Source organism: Asaia sp. A2 (assembly GCF_057319415.1).
The window spans coordinates 148308-165284 of record NZ_JBXWTO010000001.1 but is presented as its reverse complement, the minus strand read 5'-3'; the positions used below and the strand labels follow the sequence as shown (position 1 = coordinate 165284).

13 protein-coding genes are annotated in these 16977 nt (G+C 60.8%); 6 read left to right on the top strand and 7 right to left on the bottom strand.

The window, feature by feature from the left end:
* Positions 1-26 precede the first annotated feature (26 nt).
* The gene (gshB, locus tag ACWNRM_RS00775; protein WP_485169052.1) at positions 27-1007 is read left to right on the top strand and encodes a glutathione synthase; all 981 of its coding nucleotides are present in this window, start codon (positions 27-29) and stop codon (positions 1005-1007) included.
* Between the two features lie 24 nt (positions 1008-1031).
* On the opposite strand, the gene ACWNRM_RS00770 is transcribed toward gshB, so the two are convergent.
* Positions 1032-1334, bottom strand: a complete 303-nt coding sequence (locus ACWNRM_RS00770; protein ID WP_485169051.1) for a hypothetical protein — start codon at positions 1332-1334, stop codon at positions 1032-1034.
* A gap of 274 nt (positions 1335-1608) precedes the next feature.
* Here ACWNRM_RS00770 and ACWNRM_RS00765 point away from each other — a divergent pair, with 274 nt between their 5' ends.
* From ACWNRM_RS00765 to ACWNRM_RS00755, 3 genes are all read left to right on the top strand, one after another.
* Positions 1609-2331, top strand: coding sequence for a class I SAM-dependent methyltransferase (locus ACWNRM_RS00765; RefSeq protein WP_485169050.1), 723 nt, complete (start codon positions 1609-1611; stop codon positions 2329-2331).
* 102 nt (positions 2332-2433) lie between these two features.
* A complete protein-coding gene (locus tag ACWNRM_RS00760; protein ID WP_485169049.1) occupies positions 2434-3627 on the top strand; it encodes a hypothetical protein in 1194 nt (397 codons plus the stop codon).
* The gene (locus ACWNRM_RS00755) at positions 3624-4565 is read left to right on the top strand and encodes a heme o synthase (RefSeq protein ID WP_485169048.1); all 942 of its coding nucleotides are present in this window, start codon (positions 3624-3626) and stop codon (positions 4563-4565) included. The genes ACWNRM_RS00760 and ACWNRM_RS00755 overlap by 4 nt, the downstream gene beginning before the upstream one ends.
* Before the next feature lie 880 nt (positions 4566-5445).
* Here ACWNRM_RS00755 and ACWNRM_RS00750 read toward each other — a convergent pair.
* The 5 genes from ACWNRM_RS00750 to ACWNRM_RS00730 all read right to left on the bottom strand — a co-directional run bounded on the left by ACWNRM_RS00750 (position 5446) and on the right by ACWNRM_RS00730 (position 11724).
* Entirely contained in the window at positions 5446-6351 is a 906-nt protein-coding gene (locus ACWNRM_RS00750) for a Tim44 domain-containing protein (protein WP_485169047.1), read from the bottom strand.
* Positions 6352-6360: 9 nt separating this feature from the next.
* Positions 6361-7704: a TldD/PmbA family protein gene (locus ACWNRM_RS00745; protein ID WP_485169046.1), complete on the bottom strand. Its 1344-nt coding sequence runs from the start codon at positions 7702-7704 to the stop codon at positions 6361-6363.
* Positions 7701-8966, bottom strand: a complete 1266-nt coding sequence (locus tag ACWNRM_RS00740; protein WP_309680653.1) for a M16 family metallopeptidase — start codon at positions 8964-8966, stop codon at positions 7701-7703. Before ACWNRM_RS00740 ends, ACWNRM_RS00745 begins: the two co-directional genes overlap by 4 nt.
* 128 nt (positions 8967-9094) lie before the next feature.
* Positions 9095-10501, bottom strand: a complete 1407-nt coding sequence (gene thrC / locus ACWNRM_RS00735; protein ID WP_485169045.1) for a threonine synthase — start codon at positions 10499-10501, stop codon at positions 9095-9097.
* A gap of 83 nt (positions 10502-10584) precedes the next feature.
* Positions 10585-11724, bottom strand: coding sequence for an L-dopachrome tautomerase-related protein (locus ACWNRM_RS00730; RefSeq protein ID WP_485169044.1), 1140 nt, complete (start codon positions 11722-11724; stop codon positions 10585-10587).
* A 147-nt stretch (positions 11725-11871) separates the two neighbouring features.
* Here ACWNRM_RS00730 and ACWNRM_RS00725 point away from each other — a divergent pair, with 147 nt between their 5' ends.
* Both ACWNRM_RS00725 and ACWNRM_RS00720 read left to right on the top strand, forming a co-directional pair.
* The gene (locus ACWNRM_RS00725; RefSeq protein ID WP_166928174.1) at positions 11872-12222 is read left to right on the top strand and encodes a DUF3147 family protein; all 351 of its coding nucleotides are present in this window, start codon (positions 11872-11874) and stop codon (positions 12220-12222) included.
* A gap of 65 nt (positions 12223-12287) precedes the next feature.
* Complete coding sequence (locus ACWNRM_RS00720) at positions 12288-14096, top strand: tetratricopeptide repeat protein (protein WP_485169043.1); 1809 nt, start codon at positions 12288-12290, stop codon at positions 14094-14096.
* A gap of 52 nt (positions 14097-14148) precedes the next feature.
* Here the strand turns inward: ACWNRM_RS00720 and ACWNRM_RS00715 are convergent, their stop codons facing one another.
* The gene (locus tag ACWNRM_RS00715) at positions 14149-16956 is read right to left on the bottom strand and encodes a [protein-PII] uridylyltransferase (protein ID WP_485169042.1); all 2808 of its coding nucleotides are present in this window, start codon (positions 16954-16956) and stop codon (positions 14149-14151) included.
* Between the last annotated feature and the right edge of the window lie 21 nt (positions 16957-16977).

Here is a 16977-nt window from a genome sequence, read left to right as displayed (position 1 = left end):
TTGCAGATATCGAAAGGACGAAGACGATGGCCCTACGCATAGCCGTACAGATGGACCCGCTTGAGCACGTCAATATCAACGGGGACTCCACCTTCGCCCTGATGCTCGAAGCCCAGAGACGTGGGCATGAACTCTTTGTGTATCCTGTGGACTCGCTGTGTCTCGGCGAAGGCGGGGCCGAGAAGACGTTGCATCATGGTCGGGTTTCTGCGCGAGCGCGCCCGGTTTCGGTGCAGCGCGTACAGGGAGGGCATGCGACTTTCGGCGCAGAGCGGCGCCTGGATCTGGGCGAGACCGATGTGGTGCTGATGCGCCAGGACCCGCCTTTCGACATGGGTTATATCACTGCCACCCACATGCTTGAGCATGTTCACGGTGTTGGCCCCGGCAAGACACTGGTCGTGAATGACCCGCAAGCTGTACGAAACGCTCCCGAGAAGCTGCTTGTCACGCATTACCCCGATCTCATGCCCCCGACACTGGTTACGTGGGACACTGAGGCTCTGGCCGAGTTTCGGGCCCGCTATGGTGATGTAATCCTCAAACCGCTCTACGGTAATGGCGGCGCAGGCATCTTCCGCATTCGTGAAGGTGACGAAAATTTTGCCTCGTTGCTGGAGCTGCATTTCAGCCGCTCGCGTGAACCCCTCATGATCCAGCGTTATGAGCCGATGGTGCGCAAGGGTGACAAACGCATCATTCTGGTCGATGGCGAGCCGATCGGTGCAATCAATCGCGTTCCTGCTACAGGCGAGGCCCGATCGAACATGCATGTGGGTGGTCGGGCGGAAGCCGTCGCCCTGACCGCGCGTGATCAGGAGATCTGCGCGCGTATCGGATCATATCTGCGTGAGAATGGGCTTATCTTCGTTGGGATCGATGTGATCGGCGATTGGCTGACCGAGATCAACGTGACCTCACCGACGGGCCTTCAGGAACTCGACCGTTTCAATAGCATGAACAGCGCTGGCCTGGTCTGGGACGCGATCGAAAAGCGCTTGGGCTGAACAGGAGACTCGCGGGCGCAGACGTCAGGTTTTGGTATCTTGCGCCCTGTCCCCTTGATGTTCTGCCTCCGCTGAGTCGTTATTCTGCGTTCCTTCCGTATGGTCGGTACGCGAGGCAACAGCTTCGTTCTCATCCTCGGTCATAGGCTGGTCATAGCGGAAGGGGAGGGGTACCTCTGGCATCTTTCCATCCGGGGGAAGTGGAGGGGAGGATTTGTCAAACCGGATATGGTACCACTTGACGATATCCTCCTTGAACTTGAGGACATAAATAGACGACCACAAGCCGATTGATATGAGAATCAGGCACAAATTGAGACGTGACATGACTGGGCGCTTCTTTCGGGGCGGTTGCAGATCGCCCGTGCTCAGGCTCTCTCCCGTTATTATCGCCTATCTTCTAGGCTGTGGCTGTGACGAATTGCAAACCGCCCCTCGCCAGTACTGGCGAGATAGGCTAAGGATGGCCGATCTTTTCGGTGCCTGACACATTGGCTGCGGTCGGGCGATGATTTTGAATTGCCGAGGCCTCGCACGGGGGGCTCGAAACAGGTATCAGGACAAAACCAATGATTTTGTGCGACCAGACGAACGAAGCCTGATGACACGACCGGACCCCCTGCTCGACCCAACCGTCTCCTTCGACGATACTCATCCCCGCCCGCGCTCGGCACTGGACGCGGATGCCGTACGTGCTGCCTATCGCCGCTGGGCCAAGGTCTATGACTCCGTTTTTGGTGGTATCTCGGCATTCGGCCGACGTCGCGCAGTCGCCGCAGTCAATGCATTGCCTGGCCAGCGCGTTCTGGAGGTTGGCGTTGGTACAGGGCTCGCTCTGCCACACTACAACCGCGACAAGCACATTACCGGTATCGATCTTTCCGAGGCCATGCTCGAGCGCGCACGCCAGCGCGTGATCAATCAGCAGCTTGGCAATGTCGATGACCTGCTGGAGATGGACGCTGAAGCGACCACCTTTGAAGCAGGCAGCTTCGATATTGCGGTGGCCATGTTCGTGGCCTCAGTCGTGCCAAGCCCTCGACGTCTTCTGGGTGAACTCAAGCGCGTGGTGAAGCCGGGTGGGCATATCCTGTTCGTCAATCATTTCCTCGCGACGGGCGGTGTCCGGCTTGCTGTGGAGCGTGGTATGGCCCGAGCCTCCCGTTCGCTCGGCTGGCACCCGGATTTTGCTATGGAATCCCTGCTGCCGCCTGAAGATTTGAGCCGTGCAACCATCACGCCGGTCCCGCCTGCAGGACTGTTTACGCTCGTGACATTGCCGCTCGAGAAGGATAGTAAGGAAGAGACGGCCCTGGTTGCCTGACACGTTTGTGCCCGACAAATCATACCAGACTGGCCTTGATCTCAGGGTCCCTTTCCGATGCTAACGGCATGAGGACCCCCAGGACGGAATAAGGAACGGGTCTTGTTACAGTTGCCGATTTCGAGACGCCGCGAGGGTCTGACGTTGCGAGCCGATGGGGCTGCGTTTCTAGCTCTGGCGCTTTTTTGTGGTCTCGCTGGTGGTTTTCTAGGCATTGTCTCGCAGAATACAGGGCCAATGCCTGCATTGACCCACGGCCTGTTGCTTGACCTTTTCGTTCTCATACCGGCTTTCCTCGGCGGTATGGGACGGCTTGTTCTGCCGGGGGAATTGACTTCCCTTCCTCCCATGATGGTTGGTTTCGATCGGGTAGCGCTTGTTACCCTGGTTCTGGGAGCGGTGTGCGCTGTTTGCGGACCGCATCAACCTGTTCTGTTTGCCGTCTCAATGGCGCTTTGGTCGGTAGGCGTTGCACTGCTGGCCCTGTCGACCGTGGTCAAATGTCTGGAGTGTCGCGAGGGGCGGTTTCGTGACCTCTCTCCTTTTACCTGGTCGCAATTGCTGGGCTCTCTGGGACTGGTTGTGATGGTGCCCGTATTGCTCGCCGGCCTCACCCATGACCTTGTCGCAGGCGGCAATACGGCAGGCGTTGCTGGTCAGTGGCTCGGTCGTATCCAGATCCCGGTTTTAGCCCTTGTCATACAGCTTGCACTCGGCGCCATTGCGAATCTTGTTTCCTTCCATTCCACCCGGGCCAAGATTGTGCTGCCACTTCTCATGGCCGTGCCTACGTTGGGGGTATCGGTTGTCTGGGCGCATGGCGTGATTGTGCCGGGGCTCTCAAGCGCTGCATTGCTCGGATTTGGCGTTGCCCTGCCTGGCTTCGGGATCATGACATTGATTTGCGCCACGTTGTGGCGTCGCAGCTTCACGATGACCTATGCGCTTTCCTGGAGTTTTCCGGCACTCTTGCTGCTCTCCGCAGGTTGGGCTCTATATCTCTTCCCGGCACGACCCGAGGCGTTTCATTCTGCCATGCTGTTTGGTGCAGTATTCGCCTTGTTTGGTTGCTACTACCGGTGGCAGGCCCGATTGGGCGAGATGGCTGCGCCGCTCTGGCTTGGACGAGTGCATCTCGTTTCAATGGGGATCTCCGTACTGGCGATGATACCGTTCCTGCCCATGCTGCGTCATATCGGTGAGGTGGGTCTGCTGGTCTCTCTGGCCTGTGTCGCCAGTCTTGGCGTCAGGCTGATCGTACCAGTGCGCAAGCCTGTGAGGGTGGATCTGTCATGAGCGCCTCACAGTCACTACCTCAGACCACGCCGGGCTTTGATCGCCTCGAAGGCGCGACGCTCAAGGACTGGCTTGCTCTGCTCAAGCCCCGGGTCATCTCGCTGGTTGTGTTCACGGGTGTGGCGGGTATGGCCGTGGCACCGACCTGGCCCTCGGTCCCGCTCGGTCTGATCGACATGCTCTGCATATGCGTCGGGGCAGGGGCGGCCGGTGCCATCAATATGTGGTACGACCGCGATATTGACGCGATCATGAAGCGGACTTCGGTGAGGCCGATTCCGGACTCACGTATGGATGCCGATGGCGCCCTTATCTATGGCGTTGTCCTTTCGCTGGCGTCAGTGGCTCTGCTGTGGCTGGCGAGCAATGCGCTCGCTGCGGGTATTCTGGCATTCTCGATTTTCTTCTATGCCGTCATCTACACCATGTGGCTCAAGCGGAGCACACCGCAGAATATCGTGATTGGCGGGGCAGCCGGAGCCTTTCCGCCCATGATCGGCTGGGCCGCAGCAACAGGCTCCATGAGCGTATTGCCGGTGGTGATGTTTGCCATCGTATTCCTGTGGACGCCGCCCCATTTCTGGTCGCTCTCGCTTTACGCCTGCAAGGATTACACCAAGGCTGGCATCCCGATGTTGCCCGTGGTGAAGGGGGCTCGTCATACGCGCTGGAATGTCTTCATCTACACGCTGATCCTGCTGGCTGTCTCTCTGGTACCGTCCTTTCTGCATCTTTGCGGATTGATCTACACGGTGAGCGCCACGGTTCTCGGGCTGGGCTTTGTAGGATTTGCCTTGCGTGTTCTGCTCGACAAACAAGACGAGACCGGGGTGAGCCTGACGGCTGACAAGCCTGCCCGCTATGCCTTCCGGTATTCGCTGGCGTATCTGTTCTTCCTGTTTTCAGCCCTGCTGATCGATCGGGTGTTGTTTCCATGATGAAAAACGAACTCGCCGTGCGCCGTCAGGGGCGGATCATGGGTCTGCTGGGTGGTCTGTCACTGGTCATGATCTCTCTTTTCGCCTTGACCTATCTGCGTCTCTGAGACCCGCGGGCGCTTTCCCAACGGCGGCCCGATCCCGCGTCAGAGGGGCATGAGAGATCCGCTACCCAGGCTTCAAGCCTGTAGCGCTGCCTCGGGGTAACGGCGGGGACTTGGGCCGCAGAGACGCCCTTGGTTCCTCTGCGTCTTCCGCCTGCCGAATATGTTGATAGGGCGGGGGCCAGGCTTGTTCCGACTGGCCGTTACCACCCTTCCAATCAGGACAGTGCGCGGCTTTTCAGAAGCGTTTGAGACAACGTGGGGACTGCCGCGAGGCAGAGAAGTTGCCGCTGGTCATTGCGCAAAGGCAAACGGGCAGGGTAAGGGCCGGTGAGGCCGTGACGGTGAGCGCGGCCTTACGTCGTGATAACGATCAGCTGATGCGACCTACGACGATCTGGCACCTGAAAGGAATGGCTGTCCCATGAAAAGATGTGTTCGATGGCCATCGGGTCGGGATGCTAAACACAGACAAGTGGGACTTACATAACCAGTACGGATCATCGTCGATGCCCTGACAATCCAGTCGATAAGGCTCCCTTGCCTCAAGGGGCTGGTTCAGGCCCGTCAATGTCGGGACAGAGCAGTCGACCGTTCAGGGCGTATCCCATCCGAAGAAGACACCTTCGGTGACTTCTCCATACATAAAAGCCGAAGCCCTCAGGGGCTCCGGCTTTCTGTTCTGAAGGCGGTGGGAGGCGGCTAGGAGTTACCCATTCTCCCGGGTCAGCGATTACCCGACTTGGTCCGGCACTGACCCAGTCCCAACCGTCGTTTCAGCCAACCTGCTGGATGGCTGAAAGCACCCAGTTGCCGCGTCCATCGGCCCGCACGAAGGTCCAGAGTTCTGTCACCACCTGACGCTCGGTCTTGCTGCCATCAATGACGTTGCCAAGCTGATCGGTCGTGACGTCATACAGCGAATACTGCATGGCGACGGTGGCATAGGTCAGATTGCCCTCACGCCAGGCTTCCGAGAGATCGCCACGCATGAACTGCACGTCCGATACGATATTGCGTGCACCACGGCTGGCATAATCGGCTAGCTGCTCATTGAAATACGACACCATTTCCGGTGTGGCCATGCTGGAGAGCGCCCGCATGTTCTGGGCACTCCACGCTGCCTGGATATCGAGCAGGAGGCGCTGGAAATTCTGGTAATCGCTGTTGTTCAGCGTCACGGCCGGCGTCCCGGCACCGCCCGAAAAGCCGGGGCTCTGAGGGGCGCTGGCCCCGCCCTGGCGACGATTGCCGAGCCAGCGCAGCACCATCACGATAATGAACCCAAACAGCGCAATCTGGAACAGCAGGCCGAGGAAGGAGAGTCCCCCGCCAACCCCGCCAAGAAATCCGTGGCCAGACAGCATGCCGAACAGGCCAGCACCGAGCAGGCCGCCAACGAAGCCGGTCATGAAGGGGCGGCGTTGTGCTAAGCCGTAAGGCTGGCCCATCGGGCGCTGCATCGGGTTGCTATAGCCCGGTGACGGGGATGAGGGGGCATAGCTTCGTTCCATGGGCCGGGCCTGATAGGGCGCGGTCTGGGTCATGGGCGGAGGAGAATAGGTGCGGCTTCCCCGGCTTCCCATGGAGCGACCGCCACCGGGGCGCGCATCGGCCGGGGCGGCCAGAAGCGGGGCAAGGGCAAGAAGCAGAAGAGAGGCGCGGAACAGGCGGCGTGACATGAGAACTCCTTACTGGCTTCCAGCAACGCTCATGGCGTCGATCCTCAGTGTCGGGGCATCGACACCGTGGCGGAAGACGAGATCATCGGCGGCACGCAGGGCCGCGAACATCTCGATGAGATTACCTGCAATGGTCAACTCGGCGACAGGTTCCGCAAGCTGACCATGACGAATCATGAAACCCGACGCACCACGGCTGTAATCGCCGGTCAGGCCGTTGATGGAAGACCCCATCATCTCGGTCACATAGATGCCCTCGACAATGTCCTCCATCAGCGCAGCGCGTGACCCCGTGCCGCCCGTCAGGTAGAAATTGCCGACTGCCGGAGAGGGGGGACCACCTACGCCACGCGAGGCGCGACCGTTATTGACCAGACCAAGCTGGCGCGACGAGCGACCATCCAGAATCCAGTCCGTAAGCACACCGTTTTCGATGAAAGCGAGGGGGCTGGGAAGCAGGCCCTCGGCATCGAAAGGCTTTGAGCGCAGGCCGCGGGGACGCGTCGGGTCATCGATGACGCTGAGGGCTTCCGGCAGGATACGCTTGCCCTTGTGGCCGGACAGAAACGAAGTCCCACGAGCAATGGCAGAGCCATTGATGGCACCCGCCAGATGGCCGAGCAGGCTGGACGAGACACGTGGGTCGAACACCACCGGGAAGGACCCGGTGCGCGGCTTGACCGGGTTCATGCGCGCAAGAGCCCGGTCGGCCGCCTCGCGCCCAAGTAGCGCAGGGCTATCGAGATCGGTCAGATGGCGCGTGCTATGTCCGGCATAGTCACGCTGCATGCTTGGTCCGTCACCGGCGAGCACGCTGATGCCGTTGCTATGGCTGGTCTGGGCATAAGCGCCGCTGAAACCGCTGCTTTCAGCCAAGGTGATCTCGACACGGCTATAGCCTGCAGAGGCGCCATTGCTATTGGTGATCCCCTTGATGCCGAGGGCGATTTCCTCGGCCTCGCGCGCCCGGGCCAGCAAGGCATCGAGGCTCGGGGCTTCGGTCGGATCGACCATATCGAGCGCCGCGATGTCGTACACGCCCTGCCGGTCGGGATCGACTGCACCGGCCCAGGCATCCTCAGGTACGACATGCGCCATGGCAACGGCCTGCTGGGCAAGCGCCTCGAAACGGCACGGGTCGAGTGCCGTGGCCGAAACACTGGCCGCGCGTTTACCAACGAACACCCGCAAGCCAAGCGCGAGGGTTTCGGAGTGCTCCAGCCCTTCCGGTACGCCCTGACGGCACATGGCCGAAACCGAACGCGAGGCCACCATGAGCGCATCGGCCCGATCGGCTCCGGCGCGCTTTGCGGCTTCGATCAGGTCTGAAAGACGCTCCTGGTCCTTGCTCATGCAACAAGCCTCTGGCTGATGGCCTCAAATGACGGAATGGCCCCCACCGGGCCAATGGTTGCGAGCGTGGGGCGGGCACGAAACAGTGTCTCGGCGGCGCGGATCATGGCCCCTTCATCCACAGAATCGATTTTTGCCACGGTCTCGCTTGTGTCGATAATCCGCCCGAAAAGCTGCATCTGGCGGGCAATCTGCTCACAGCGGCTGCCCGTGCTTTCCAGCGACATCAGAAGCGAGGATTTGACCTGTGCACGGGCACGGGCGATTTCCTCCGGACTGATGCCATCGCCGATACGGCGCAACTCGTCCAGCAGGACCGGCACAAGCTCTGCCGCCTCCTGCTCGCCCGTTCCGGCATAGATGCCGAAAAGCCCGCTATCGAGGAAGGGCAGGGCGAAGGAATAGACCGAGTAGACGAGGCCGCGCTTTTCGCGGATTTCCTGGAACAGACGCGAAGACATGCCCCCGCCAAGGACGGTCGAGAGCAGCATGGTCGCATGATAGGCCGGGTCATTATAGCTGACCGAGGGAAAGCCCAACACGATATGTGCCTGATCGAGCTCGCGCTTCTCGCGATGCTCGCCACCGAGATAGGTGCACCCCTCACGTGAGGGCGGCTGATGGTCGGGCAAATCGCGAAAATGTTCCTGCACCATCTCCAGCACGGCATCATGCTGCAAATTGCCAGCTGCGGCGATGACCATGTTACGCGTTGTATAATGCGTCTGCATGTAGCGCATCATGGTCTCGCGCTTCATCGAGGCAATAAGCCCCTCGGTGCCCAGGGTCGGACGCCCCATAGGCTGATCGCGGAAAGCCGTTTCCTGAAAATGGTCGAAGATGATGTCGTCAGGCGTATCGTTGGCCTGACCGATTTCCTGCAGGATCACACCACGCTCGCGCTCGACTTCCTGATCGAGAAACGTGCTGTGGGTAAGGATATCACCAATGATGTCGATACCGAGCGGGAGGTCTTCCTTCAGAAGCTTGACGTAATAGGCCGTCTGCTCGCGGGCCGTGTAGGCGTTGATATGCCCCCCCACATTCTCGATCTCTTCGGCAATACGTGCGGCGCTACGGCGCTGCGTGCCCTTGAAGGCCATATGCTCCAGAAAATGCGAAACTCCGTTTTCCTCTGCGCTTTCGTTGCGCGTGCCGGTGGCAACATAGGCCCCGAAGGACACGGTTTCGACACGCTCCATCCTCTCGGTTACGACAGTGAGGCCATTGGGAAGGGTGGTGACGGTAATCGGATCGGTCATCGAGTGGTGATGGTCCTGAAATCGAAGGAAAACGGGGTCTGTGAAAGGAGATGGCGTCGCGGGGGGCAAAATCCTAGCCCCCCGCGTTGGATGATCGTGCCAGGGCGTGTCTGACGCCAGCCCGGATATCAGGCGGCGTGAACGTGACCGGCCAGATGACGCCTCACGGCATCCTCAACGAGGTTGAGCTCATTGGGCTGAGTCTCGTAACGCTCTTCACGGGCAAACAGATCCGCGAGATGCGGCGGTAGCGCCGGGTCGATACCCGTGGCCTTGCGCACTGCATCGGGGAACTTGGCTGGATGGGCTGTGGCGGCCACGATCATCGGAATTCCCGGTTCCTGCTCCTGCCGGCCAGCAGCCAGTCCGATGGCGCTGTGCGGGTCGGCCAGATAGAGCGAATTGTCCCACAGCGCCTTCATCTCGCCCAGCGTCGCTTCGTCATCGAGCATGAGAGCGCCAAAGCGTTCACGCGCACGGTTCCATACGGCAGGATCAACGCTCATGCGGCCTGTCTGGCGGAAATTCTGCATGGTTTCCCGGCAGGCAACCGGATCGCGATCGAGCAGCTCGAACAACAGGCGCTCGAAATTGGATGAAATCTGGATATCCATCGAGGGCGACAGGCTTGGCTCTACGGCGCGCATGCTCATGTCGTTGCTGGTCAGGAAGCGGGTGAGGATGTCGTTGCGGTTCGAGCCAATGCACAGACGGCGGATTGGCAGCCCCATCTGGCTGGCCGCCCAGGCTGCGAGCACATTCCCGAAATTGCCCGTCGGGACGGCAAATGAGACTTCGCGATCAGGCGCTCCCATCATGAGGGCAGCGCGCACGTAATACGGGATCTGTGCGGCAATGCGTGCCCAGTTGATCGAGTTGACCGCAGAAAGGCCGATCTCATCACGAAAGCTGGTATCGGCAAACATGGCCTTCACCAGATCCTGACAATCATCAAATGTCCCCTCGACGGCGATGTTCAGGATGTTGTCATCGTGAACAGTCGTCATCTGGCGGCGCTGCACATCCGATGTGCGGCCCATCGGATGAAGGATCGCAACCGAGAGATGCGGGCTACCACGGAAAGCCTCGATGGCCGCAGAACCGGTATCGCCCGACGTGGCGCCCACGATCGTCACGCGCTGGTTGCGCTCGGTCAGGACATGCTCGAAAAGCTGGCCAAGCAGCTGCATGGCCATGTCCTTGAAGGCGAGGGTGGGGCCGTGGAACAGCTCCATCGAGAACAGCCCGTTCTCCACCTCTACCAGTGGCGCGATGGCGGCATGCGAAAAACCGGCATAGGCCTTTGCGCAAAGCTTCTGCAACGTAGGCAAATCTATGCTGCCCGCAGCAAAGACCGAGAGGATCTTCGCGGCCAGATCGGGGTAGGAGAGGCTGCGCATGGCGCGCCATTCGTCTGCCGTGAAGCGGGGCCAGGTTTCCGGCATGTACAGCCCACCATCCTCCGCCAGACCGGCGAGCAGAATGTCTGAAAAGGAGCGCGCGCGCGCATCGCCGCGGGTGGAACGGTACTGCATGATGGCCTTCATGATTGCGTGGCTGGAAAACCGGGGGCGAGAAAAAGACGAAAAAGATCAGAAGAAAAGAAATGGCGCGTATTTCAGGGCAGGGCAATGCGCAACAGCCTGGATCCGACCGGAATGTAAAGCTCCCCCGCGCCCGCGGTGCCGTGCCCGGCATCGCCCGGTACCCATTGCGGCATACCGGCCCCGACCAGTTCATGCGATGACAGAAGAATATGGGGGTGCCGTGCGGTGTCGAAACTCAGAACGCGTCCCTCGCTGATATCGGTCAGATAGAGCGTGGCCTTGTCATCAATCGTTATTCCGCTGACGGTGGGCGTGCCACGCCACTGCGTGACCCCTTCCATGAGTTCGGACGGGGTCACGGAAGGATCATTCAGCAGATCGGCGGAGAGGCGGTAGATCGGCCCGGTAGGGGCCAGCTCGTACAGCCATTGACCGTCGGTTTCGAGCGCCAGATAGGCGAGGTCGCGTGTGAGGGGATGGCCGTCCTTGCCCGGTACGGCGTGGCCATCGATGGTCAGGGGCACATGCCCGCGTGCTGTGGGGTAGCCGGCGAAAAACCGCGTGGCCGCATGACGTCTGAAGTCAAGCACGGTCAGGGCAATGCCGCCTTCATCAGCCAGATAGGCCATGTCGCCATGAACGGCGAATGCCGTGAAGCGGGATTGGGGCGTGTATCCTTCGGTGGGGATCTCCTGCGTCTGGAGGACCCGCCCTGATGTCGGGTCAAAGCGGATCAGGCGTGGTGCGGTCTTGTCTGCGCCCCCGTCGAGCAACCACAGCGTGCCGTCAGTGCCATAAGCGAGGGCAACGGGCGAGAGAGCCGCGTTGCCCTGAGGATCTGCGCCGCCATCCGGCCAGACGAGCATCAGGGGTGACGCAACGGGCTTTGAGGTCTGATCTGCGCTCAGACTCATCAGGCAGCTATTTCCGGACCCGGCACCTTGTTCCGTTGCGTCGCACAGCAGGACGGTCTGGTTGTTCTTGAGGGGGAGCGCCTGTTTCCAGCGGCGTGTCTCGGGAAGATCGATTGTCGCAACCACACGCGCGCCTTGGGTATCGGCAACCCAGGGGCGCTCGTGAGACGCTCGCGCCGGTGCCGCATGGGCAAGCAAGGTAACGCCGGCAACGGCCGAGATCACTCGGAAACGGAACCTGAGCGGGTGGCGCGGCGGCAGGAGGCAGCTGGGCAGAAAGCGTGTGAAGGCGACCATGTCTCCTTTTAGGACCAATCGGCCCCCTTGCAAAACCATCTGTTGCAAGAGCAGCATTTTACAGCCATCGGAATGGCGGCTGCGCCAAAGGGCCAGAAGATATGCTGCGGATTGGGGGCACCCCATCAAGCGTGGGAGGAACGGTTCGTGCTTGCCCTGTTTGTCAGATCAGCCCTGTCGGGTGTGTTGATTGCCTGCGCTTCGACTGTAGCGCGCCGCTTTCCCGGTTTCGGCGCGCTGATTGCCTCACTGCCGCTGGTATCCGTGCTGGGCATGATCTGGCTATGGCGTGACAGGCCCGACGCGGCCAACATGGCCGATCATGCGGAGGCGACGTTCTGGTACGTTCTGCCCTCCTTGCCCATGTTCCTTCTTATCCCGGCGCTGCTTCGGCACGGGGTCGGGTTCTGGCCCGCACTCGGTGCCGGTTGCCTGCTGACGATCGTACTTTATCTCGCAGTGACATGGATCGGGCCGCGCTTCGGGCTTGTCCTGTAATCCCAGGTTGAATGAAGCGCTTCCCGCAGTTGTAACAGGCGCCGAGACGTTTCATGATCAATATCATGTCAGATATGCGCTCAAGGGCTCACGCCTCACGGATTGATACGGGTCTTGCCCTTCTCGCAGGTGGGGAGACCGTGCAGGCGGAGGCCATCTTCCGCGAGATACTCGCGGTCGATGTCGAGTGTGCGGGGGCGTGGCATGGGCTGGCCTGCGTGGCGCGTGCCCTGGGGCAGCCCCGCGTGGCCATTGCCTCAGCCGCGCAGGCCCTTCAGCTGGAAAAGAATGACCGCGAGAAATCGCGCTTTCACATCACGCTTGCTGCGGCGCTGGATGAGGCCGGACACCTGCGAGAAGCGGTCTCGGCCTGTCGCGTGGCGCTTCTGCTTGAGCCGCGCGATTTCAGGGGCAAGGCGTTTCTCGCCGAACTACTGCATCGCAGCGGACAGGGTGACGAGGCTGAACGTGAATTCCGTGAGGCACTCGCGCTCTCTGCCGACCCGGCGTCGTTGCTCGCTCGCCGCGGCGCCTTCCTGATGGCGCAGCGCGACTTCGTGACGGCATCCGAGACGTTCAAGGCGCTGATCGCCCGGTTGTCCGTCGGTGCTGGCTACGACAGCAATGCAGGCCATGCCAGAGACGCTGACAAGACTCTGCGGCAGGCACAGGCGGCAGCCTATGCCAATCTTGGCGCAGCGTGTTTCGAGGCAGGTGCCATGAGCGAGGCTTTGACTGCCCTGCAAACAGCATTATCGCTCGATGTGCCAAGCGCGCAGACGCTCAATAATCTGGGCCTCGTCTATCATGCGCTCGGTGCCTTCGCTCAGGCAGAGAGCCTGTTTACGCAGGCGCTCTGCCTTGCCCCTGATGATGAAGGTATCAAGGGGAACCATGCGACACTTCTTGCCGAGACCGGCAGGCAGCGTCAAGCCGAACAGGCTTTCTGCGCCGTGCCCCAGCCGGCTCCGACGGGCACGGCAGTCAATGATGCTGCGGGGACTCTGGCCTTTCATCGTGCACGGTTCAACCTGGGCGTACTTCAGCTGGCCCGTGGCGATTACGCGCAGGGTTGGGCAAATTTCGAGCACAGGCTCGCTCTCACGCCGCTACCGTCCGATCTGCCGCGCTGGTCGGGTGAGGAAACCGCACAACGCGTTTGCGTCCAGGCCGAGCAGGGATTGGGAGACGTGTTGCAGTTCTTGCGCTTTGTGCTCCGGGCGGCTGAGCGGGCGCCGCTCCTTCTGTCAATACCGGCACCGCTTCAGGGGCTTCTTCGCGCCATGCCATCCCTGACGCCGCTCCTTCGTTCAGGTCGTGTCGTTCTTGATGGCGAGGCAACGCTCTTTTGCCCGATGCTGAGCCTTCCTTATGTGCTGGGTGTAGAGTACATCGACGCAAAGCCGATCCTCGATCTCGGGGTTACGCCTGGGGCAGGCCGCGTGGGAATTTTCCATGCCGGGAGTCCGACCTATCGCTTCAATGCGCGTCGTTCCCTGCCTGTTTCGATGCTCGCACCGCTGGTTGCTGTGCCCGGTTATGAGTTCGTCAGCTTCCAGACCTCGGGGGAGCATGCGGCGGCCCCGTCATTTGGCATGGCGCAGGGCGTTGGTCCCACATTGCTCGACACGGCAAGGGAAATGGCCCGATGCGAGCTGATCATCGGCGTGGATAGTCTGCTGGCCCATGTGGCGGGATCGGCGGGCATGGAGCTCTGGCTTCTCGACCGCGTCGGGGGAGACTGGCGCTGGCAGGGGCCTGACTGGTACGCCAGAACACGGGTATTCCGCCCTTCCGATCACGCACCGCCTGCTGAGGCGTGGCCCGCGGTGATCACACGCATTGCGCAGGCCCTGCGCGACAGGCAGGTTTGAGAAGACCTTTCCCTGTACCCGTCATGTGGGTGGCAGGGGCGGGCCCAATTGCTCAGGCAGCCACCGGGCTGACAGGCCGCGTTGTGTCGTCGTGGTTCATCGTAGCCAGCAGGGCTGTGCGGATTTCCGCCATGCGCGTCTCGGAGGTGACTTTTGTCCCTACCAGGTCGCGCACATAGAAAACGTCGACTGCCCTCATGCCATAGGTCGTGATATGCGCTGAGGAAATCTGCAGTGACTGTTCACTGATGGTACGGGTGATATCGTAAAGCAGTCCGGGGCGGTCGCGCCCGTTGATTTCGATGATCGTGTGACGTTCCGACGCGCGGTTGTCGATCACGACACGGGACGGCACATGAATGGCCCTTGTGCGCCGAGTGGCCCTTTGGTCGGCGACGCGGTCGAGTTCAGCGCCTATGGCGAGACGGCTTGAAAGCGCCTGCTCGATCAGACTGTTGAGTCGGGCCAGCTGGAGCGGTGTGTCAAAGGCGCGGCCATTGCTGTCCTGAATCCAGAATGTATCCAGTGCCATGCCGTCGCTCAGAGTATGGATGCGGGCATCGACAATCGACGCCCCGGCAACGGCCAGACCGCCAGCGATCTGCGAGAAAAGGCCCGAGTGGTCAGCGCTGAATATCGTGATTTCGGTCACGTCGCGTTGTGGGATCGGCGTGGCTTCGATTGTCAGGGGGGCCAGATGAGTCTCGGAATCCAGGACCAGCCTTGCATGGCGGATATGGGTGTCAGCATCGAAACCGAGCCAGTATCCGGCATAACCCAGCGTCAGAAAATGCTCGACCTGTTCTGAGGCAACTCCCTGTTGCAGCAACCCGTCACGCACAAGTTCCTTGGCGTGGCTCACGCGCTCATCGCGCTCGGTTGCGGCAAGGCCGCCTTCAAGAACCTCGGCAACACGGCTGTAAAGCTCGCGCAGCAGCGTTGCCTTCCAGGCATTCCACACATTCGGGCTGACAGCACGCATATCGGCAATCGTGAGCAACAGCAGCAGGCGGAGGCGCTCTGGAGACTGGATGATGTCAGCGAGATCGAGAATGGTGCGCGGGTCGTCTATATCGCGGCGGAAGGCCGTCTGGCTCAGAAGCAGGTGATGCAGGATGAGCCATGAGACCGTCTCGGTCTCTTCGGCATCCAGCCCGAGCTGCGGACAGACATGCTGTGCCACCTCTGCGCCAAGCACTGAGTGATCGCCACCGCGCCCTTTGGCAACGTCATGCAAAAGCGTGGCCACATACATGGCGCGACGCGACTGCATGTCGCGAGCCAGATCGTAGACGAGCGGAATTTCGTCCGCCATCGCCCCGGCTTCGATCCAGCCAAGCATACGCACGGCCTCGATGTTATGCTCGTCGACCGTGTAGATATGATAGGTGTCAAACTGCATCTGCCCGACGATACGTGACCAGTCAGGCAGCAACGCGCCAAGGAACCCCGTATCGTTGAGAATGGTGAGCCAGTCTGCGCCGCTGGGGCGGGCCTGTTCCCGGTTCATTTCTGTCGGGCTCATGAGAAGCGACAGAAACACCCGCATGGTCATCGGGTCATCGCGCAGCGAGGCAATCCGGCGTTCGTTGCGTATGAGTTGCTGGATGGCAGTCGGATGCAGCTCCAGATTGCCCTGGAATGCGGCATCGAGCATCCGGACCATCAGGCGCGGATCGTTCTCGAAGCACTGCGCGTCTGCGGGCGCGATCTGGTCATTGATCAGTCGGAAATGGCTGGCTTCCGCCGGTGTCAGGATCGTTTCCCTACAGGGTGCTTCGCGCACAGGGCCTTGCAGGCGTTCCATGATGCTGGGTTCGAGGATGCGGGTCAGGCGCATCACCTCACGCGTGGTGAGGAAGTAGTGGCGCATGAAACGCTCGACGCCCTGTTGTCGGCCATGGCCGGCATAGCCCATGCGGCCGCCAATCACAGGTTGCACATCGAAAGCCAGGCGCTCGTCAGCCCTTCCGGCGATGTAATGAAGATGCAGCCTGATGGTCCAGAGGAAGTTCCAGGCGCGTCGTGCGCGATTGGCTTCCTGTTCGGTCAGGAGTCCAAGTGTCGTGAAAACGGGTTCATGGGGGCGGTGGAGCGGGGCGCGGTTGGGTGTGTTGCTGTCCTGAAAGACCCGCGTCATCCAGTTCAGGGTCTGGAGGTCACGCAGGCCGCCGCGTCCCTCCTTGATGTTCGGCTCAACCATATAGGGGTTGTCGCCAAAACGTTTATGACGTTTCTCACGCTCGTCGATCTTGTCATGAATGAAAGACAGGGCGTTTGCTTCGCTTCGGCTGAAACGCACACCGAGTTCGGCAAAGAGCCGCTCTGCCCCGATGATCCGCCGCGCATCCAGAAGCGTGGTGCGTATGGTGAGATCTTCAGTCGCTGCTTGAAGGCAGCCTTCAATGGAACGCGTGGCATGACCCACACGAACGCCCAGATCCCACAGGAAATACAGCATGTATTCGATCTGTGCTGTCGTTTCCGGCGCAGGGATCTCGTCGGTGAGAAAAAGCAGATCGATGTCACTATAGGGGGCAAGAAGGCCACTGCCATAGCCACCCGTAGCGCAGAGGCTGAGGCCGTCTGCCGGGGCCTTGGCCGCCGCGCGGGACAGGTCGAAAAGGCTCGCGATGGCCCCATCCATCAGCTGCGCCAGGGTCGACGCGGCAGCAATGCCCTTGAGCTGGCGCCCCTCGAAAAGCCTGCGGATCTCGCCGTGATGACGACCGATATGACGGCGGAAGAGGCTGACGGCATCCTCGCGTGAAACAGAGCCATCCGGCTGACGCACACGGTCAAGGGCCGTGGTCAGGGCTGACTGCATGTCGGTTTCAAGGAGGGAGATGGGTTCGCGCATTAAGATCCGTCGGTCAGGGGC

Coding starts and splice junctions, on each gene's coding strand:
- gshB (WP_485169052.1), top strand. CDS start 27: ATGGCCCTACGCATAGCCGTACAGATGGACCCGCTTGAGCACGTCAAT.
- ACWNRM_RS00740 (WP_309680653.1), bottom strand. CDS start 8,966: ATGACCGATCCGATTACCGTCACCACCCTTCCCAATGGCCTCACTGTC.
- ACWNRM_RS00730 (WP_485169044.1), bottom strand. CDS start 11,724: ATGGTCGCCTTCACACGCTTTCTGCCCAGCTGCCTCCTGCCGCCGCGC.
- ACWNRM_RS00750 (WP_485169047.1), bottom strand. CDS start 6,351: ATGTCACGCCGCCTGTTCCGCGCCTCTCTTCTGCTTCTTGCCCTTGCC.
- ACWNRM_RS00765 (WP_485169050.1), top strand. CDS start 1,609: ATGACACGACCGGACCCCCTGCTCGACCCAACCGTCTCCTTCGACGAT.
- ACWNRM_RS00720 (WP_485169043.1), top strand. CDS start 12,288: ATGTCAGATATGCGCTCAAGGGCTCACGCCTCACGGATTGATACGGGT.
- thrC (WP_485169045.1), bottom strand. CDS start 10,501: ATGCAGTACCGTTCCACCCGCGGCGATGCGCGCGCGCGCTCCTTTTCA.
- ACWNRM_RS00770 (WP_485169051.1), bottom strand. CDS start 1,334: ATGTCACGTCTCAATTTGTGCCTGATTCTCATATCAATCGGCTTGTGG.
- ACWNRM_RS00715 (WP_485169042.1), bottom strand. CDS start 16,956: ATGCGCGAACCCATCTCCCTCCTTGAAACCGACATGCAGTCAGCCCTG.
- ACWNRM_RS00755 (WP_485169048.1), top strand. CDS start 3,624: ATGAGCGCCTCACAGTCACTACCTCAGACCACGCCGGGCTTTGATCGC.
- ACWNRM_RS00745 (WP_485169046.1), bottom strand. CDS start 7,704: ATGAGCAAGGACCAGGAGCGTCTTTCAGACCTGATCGAAGCCGCAAAG.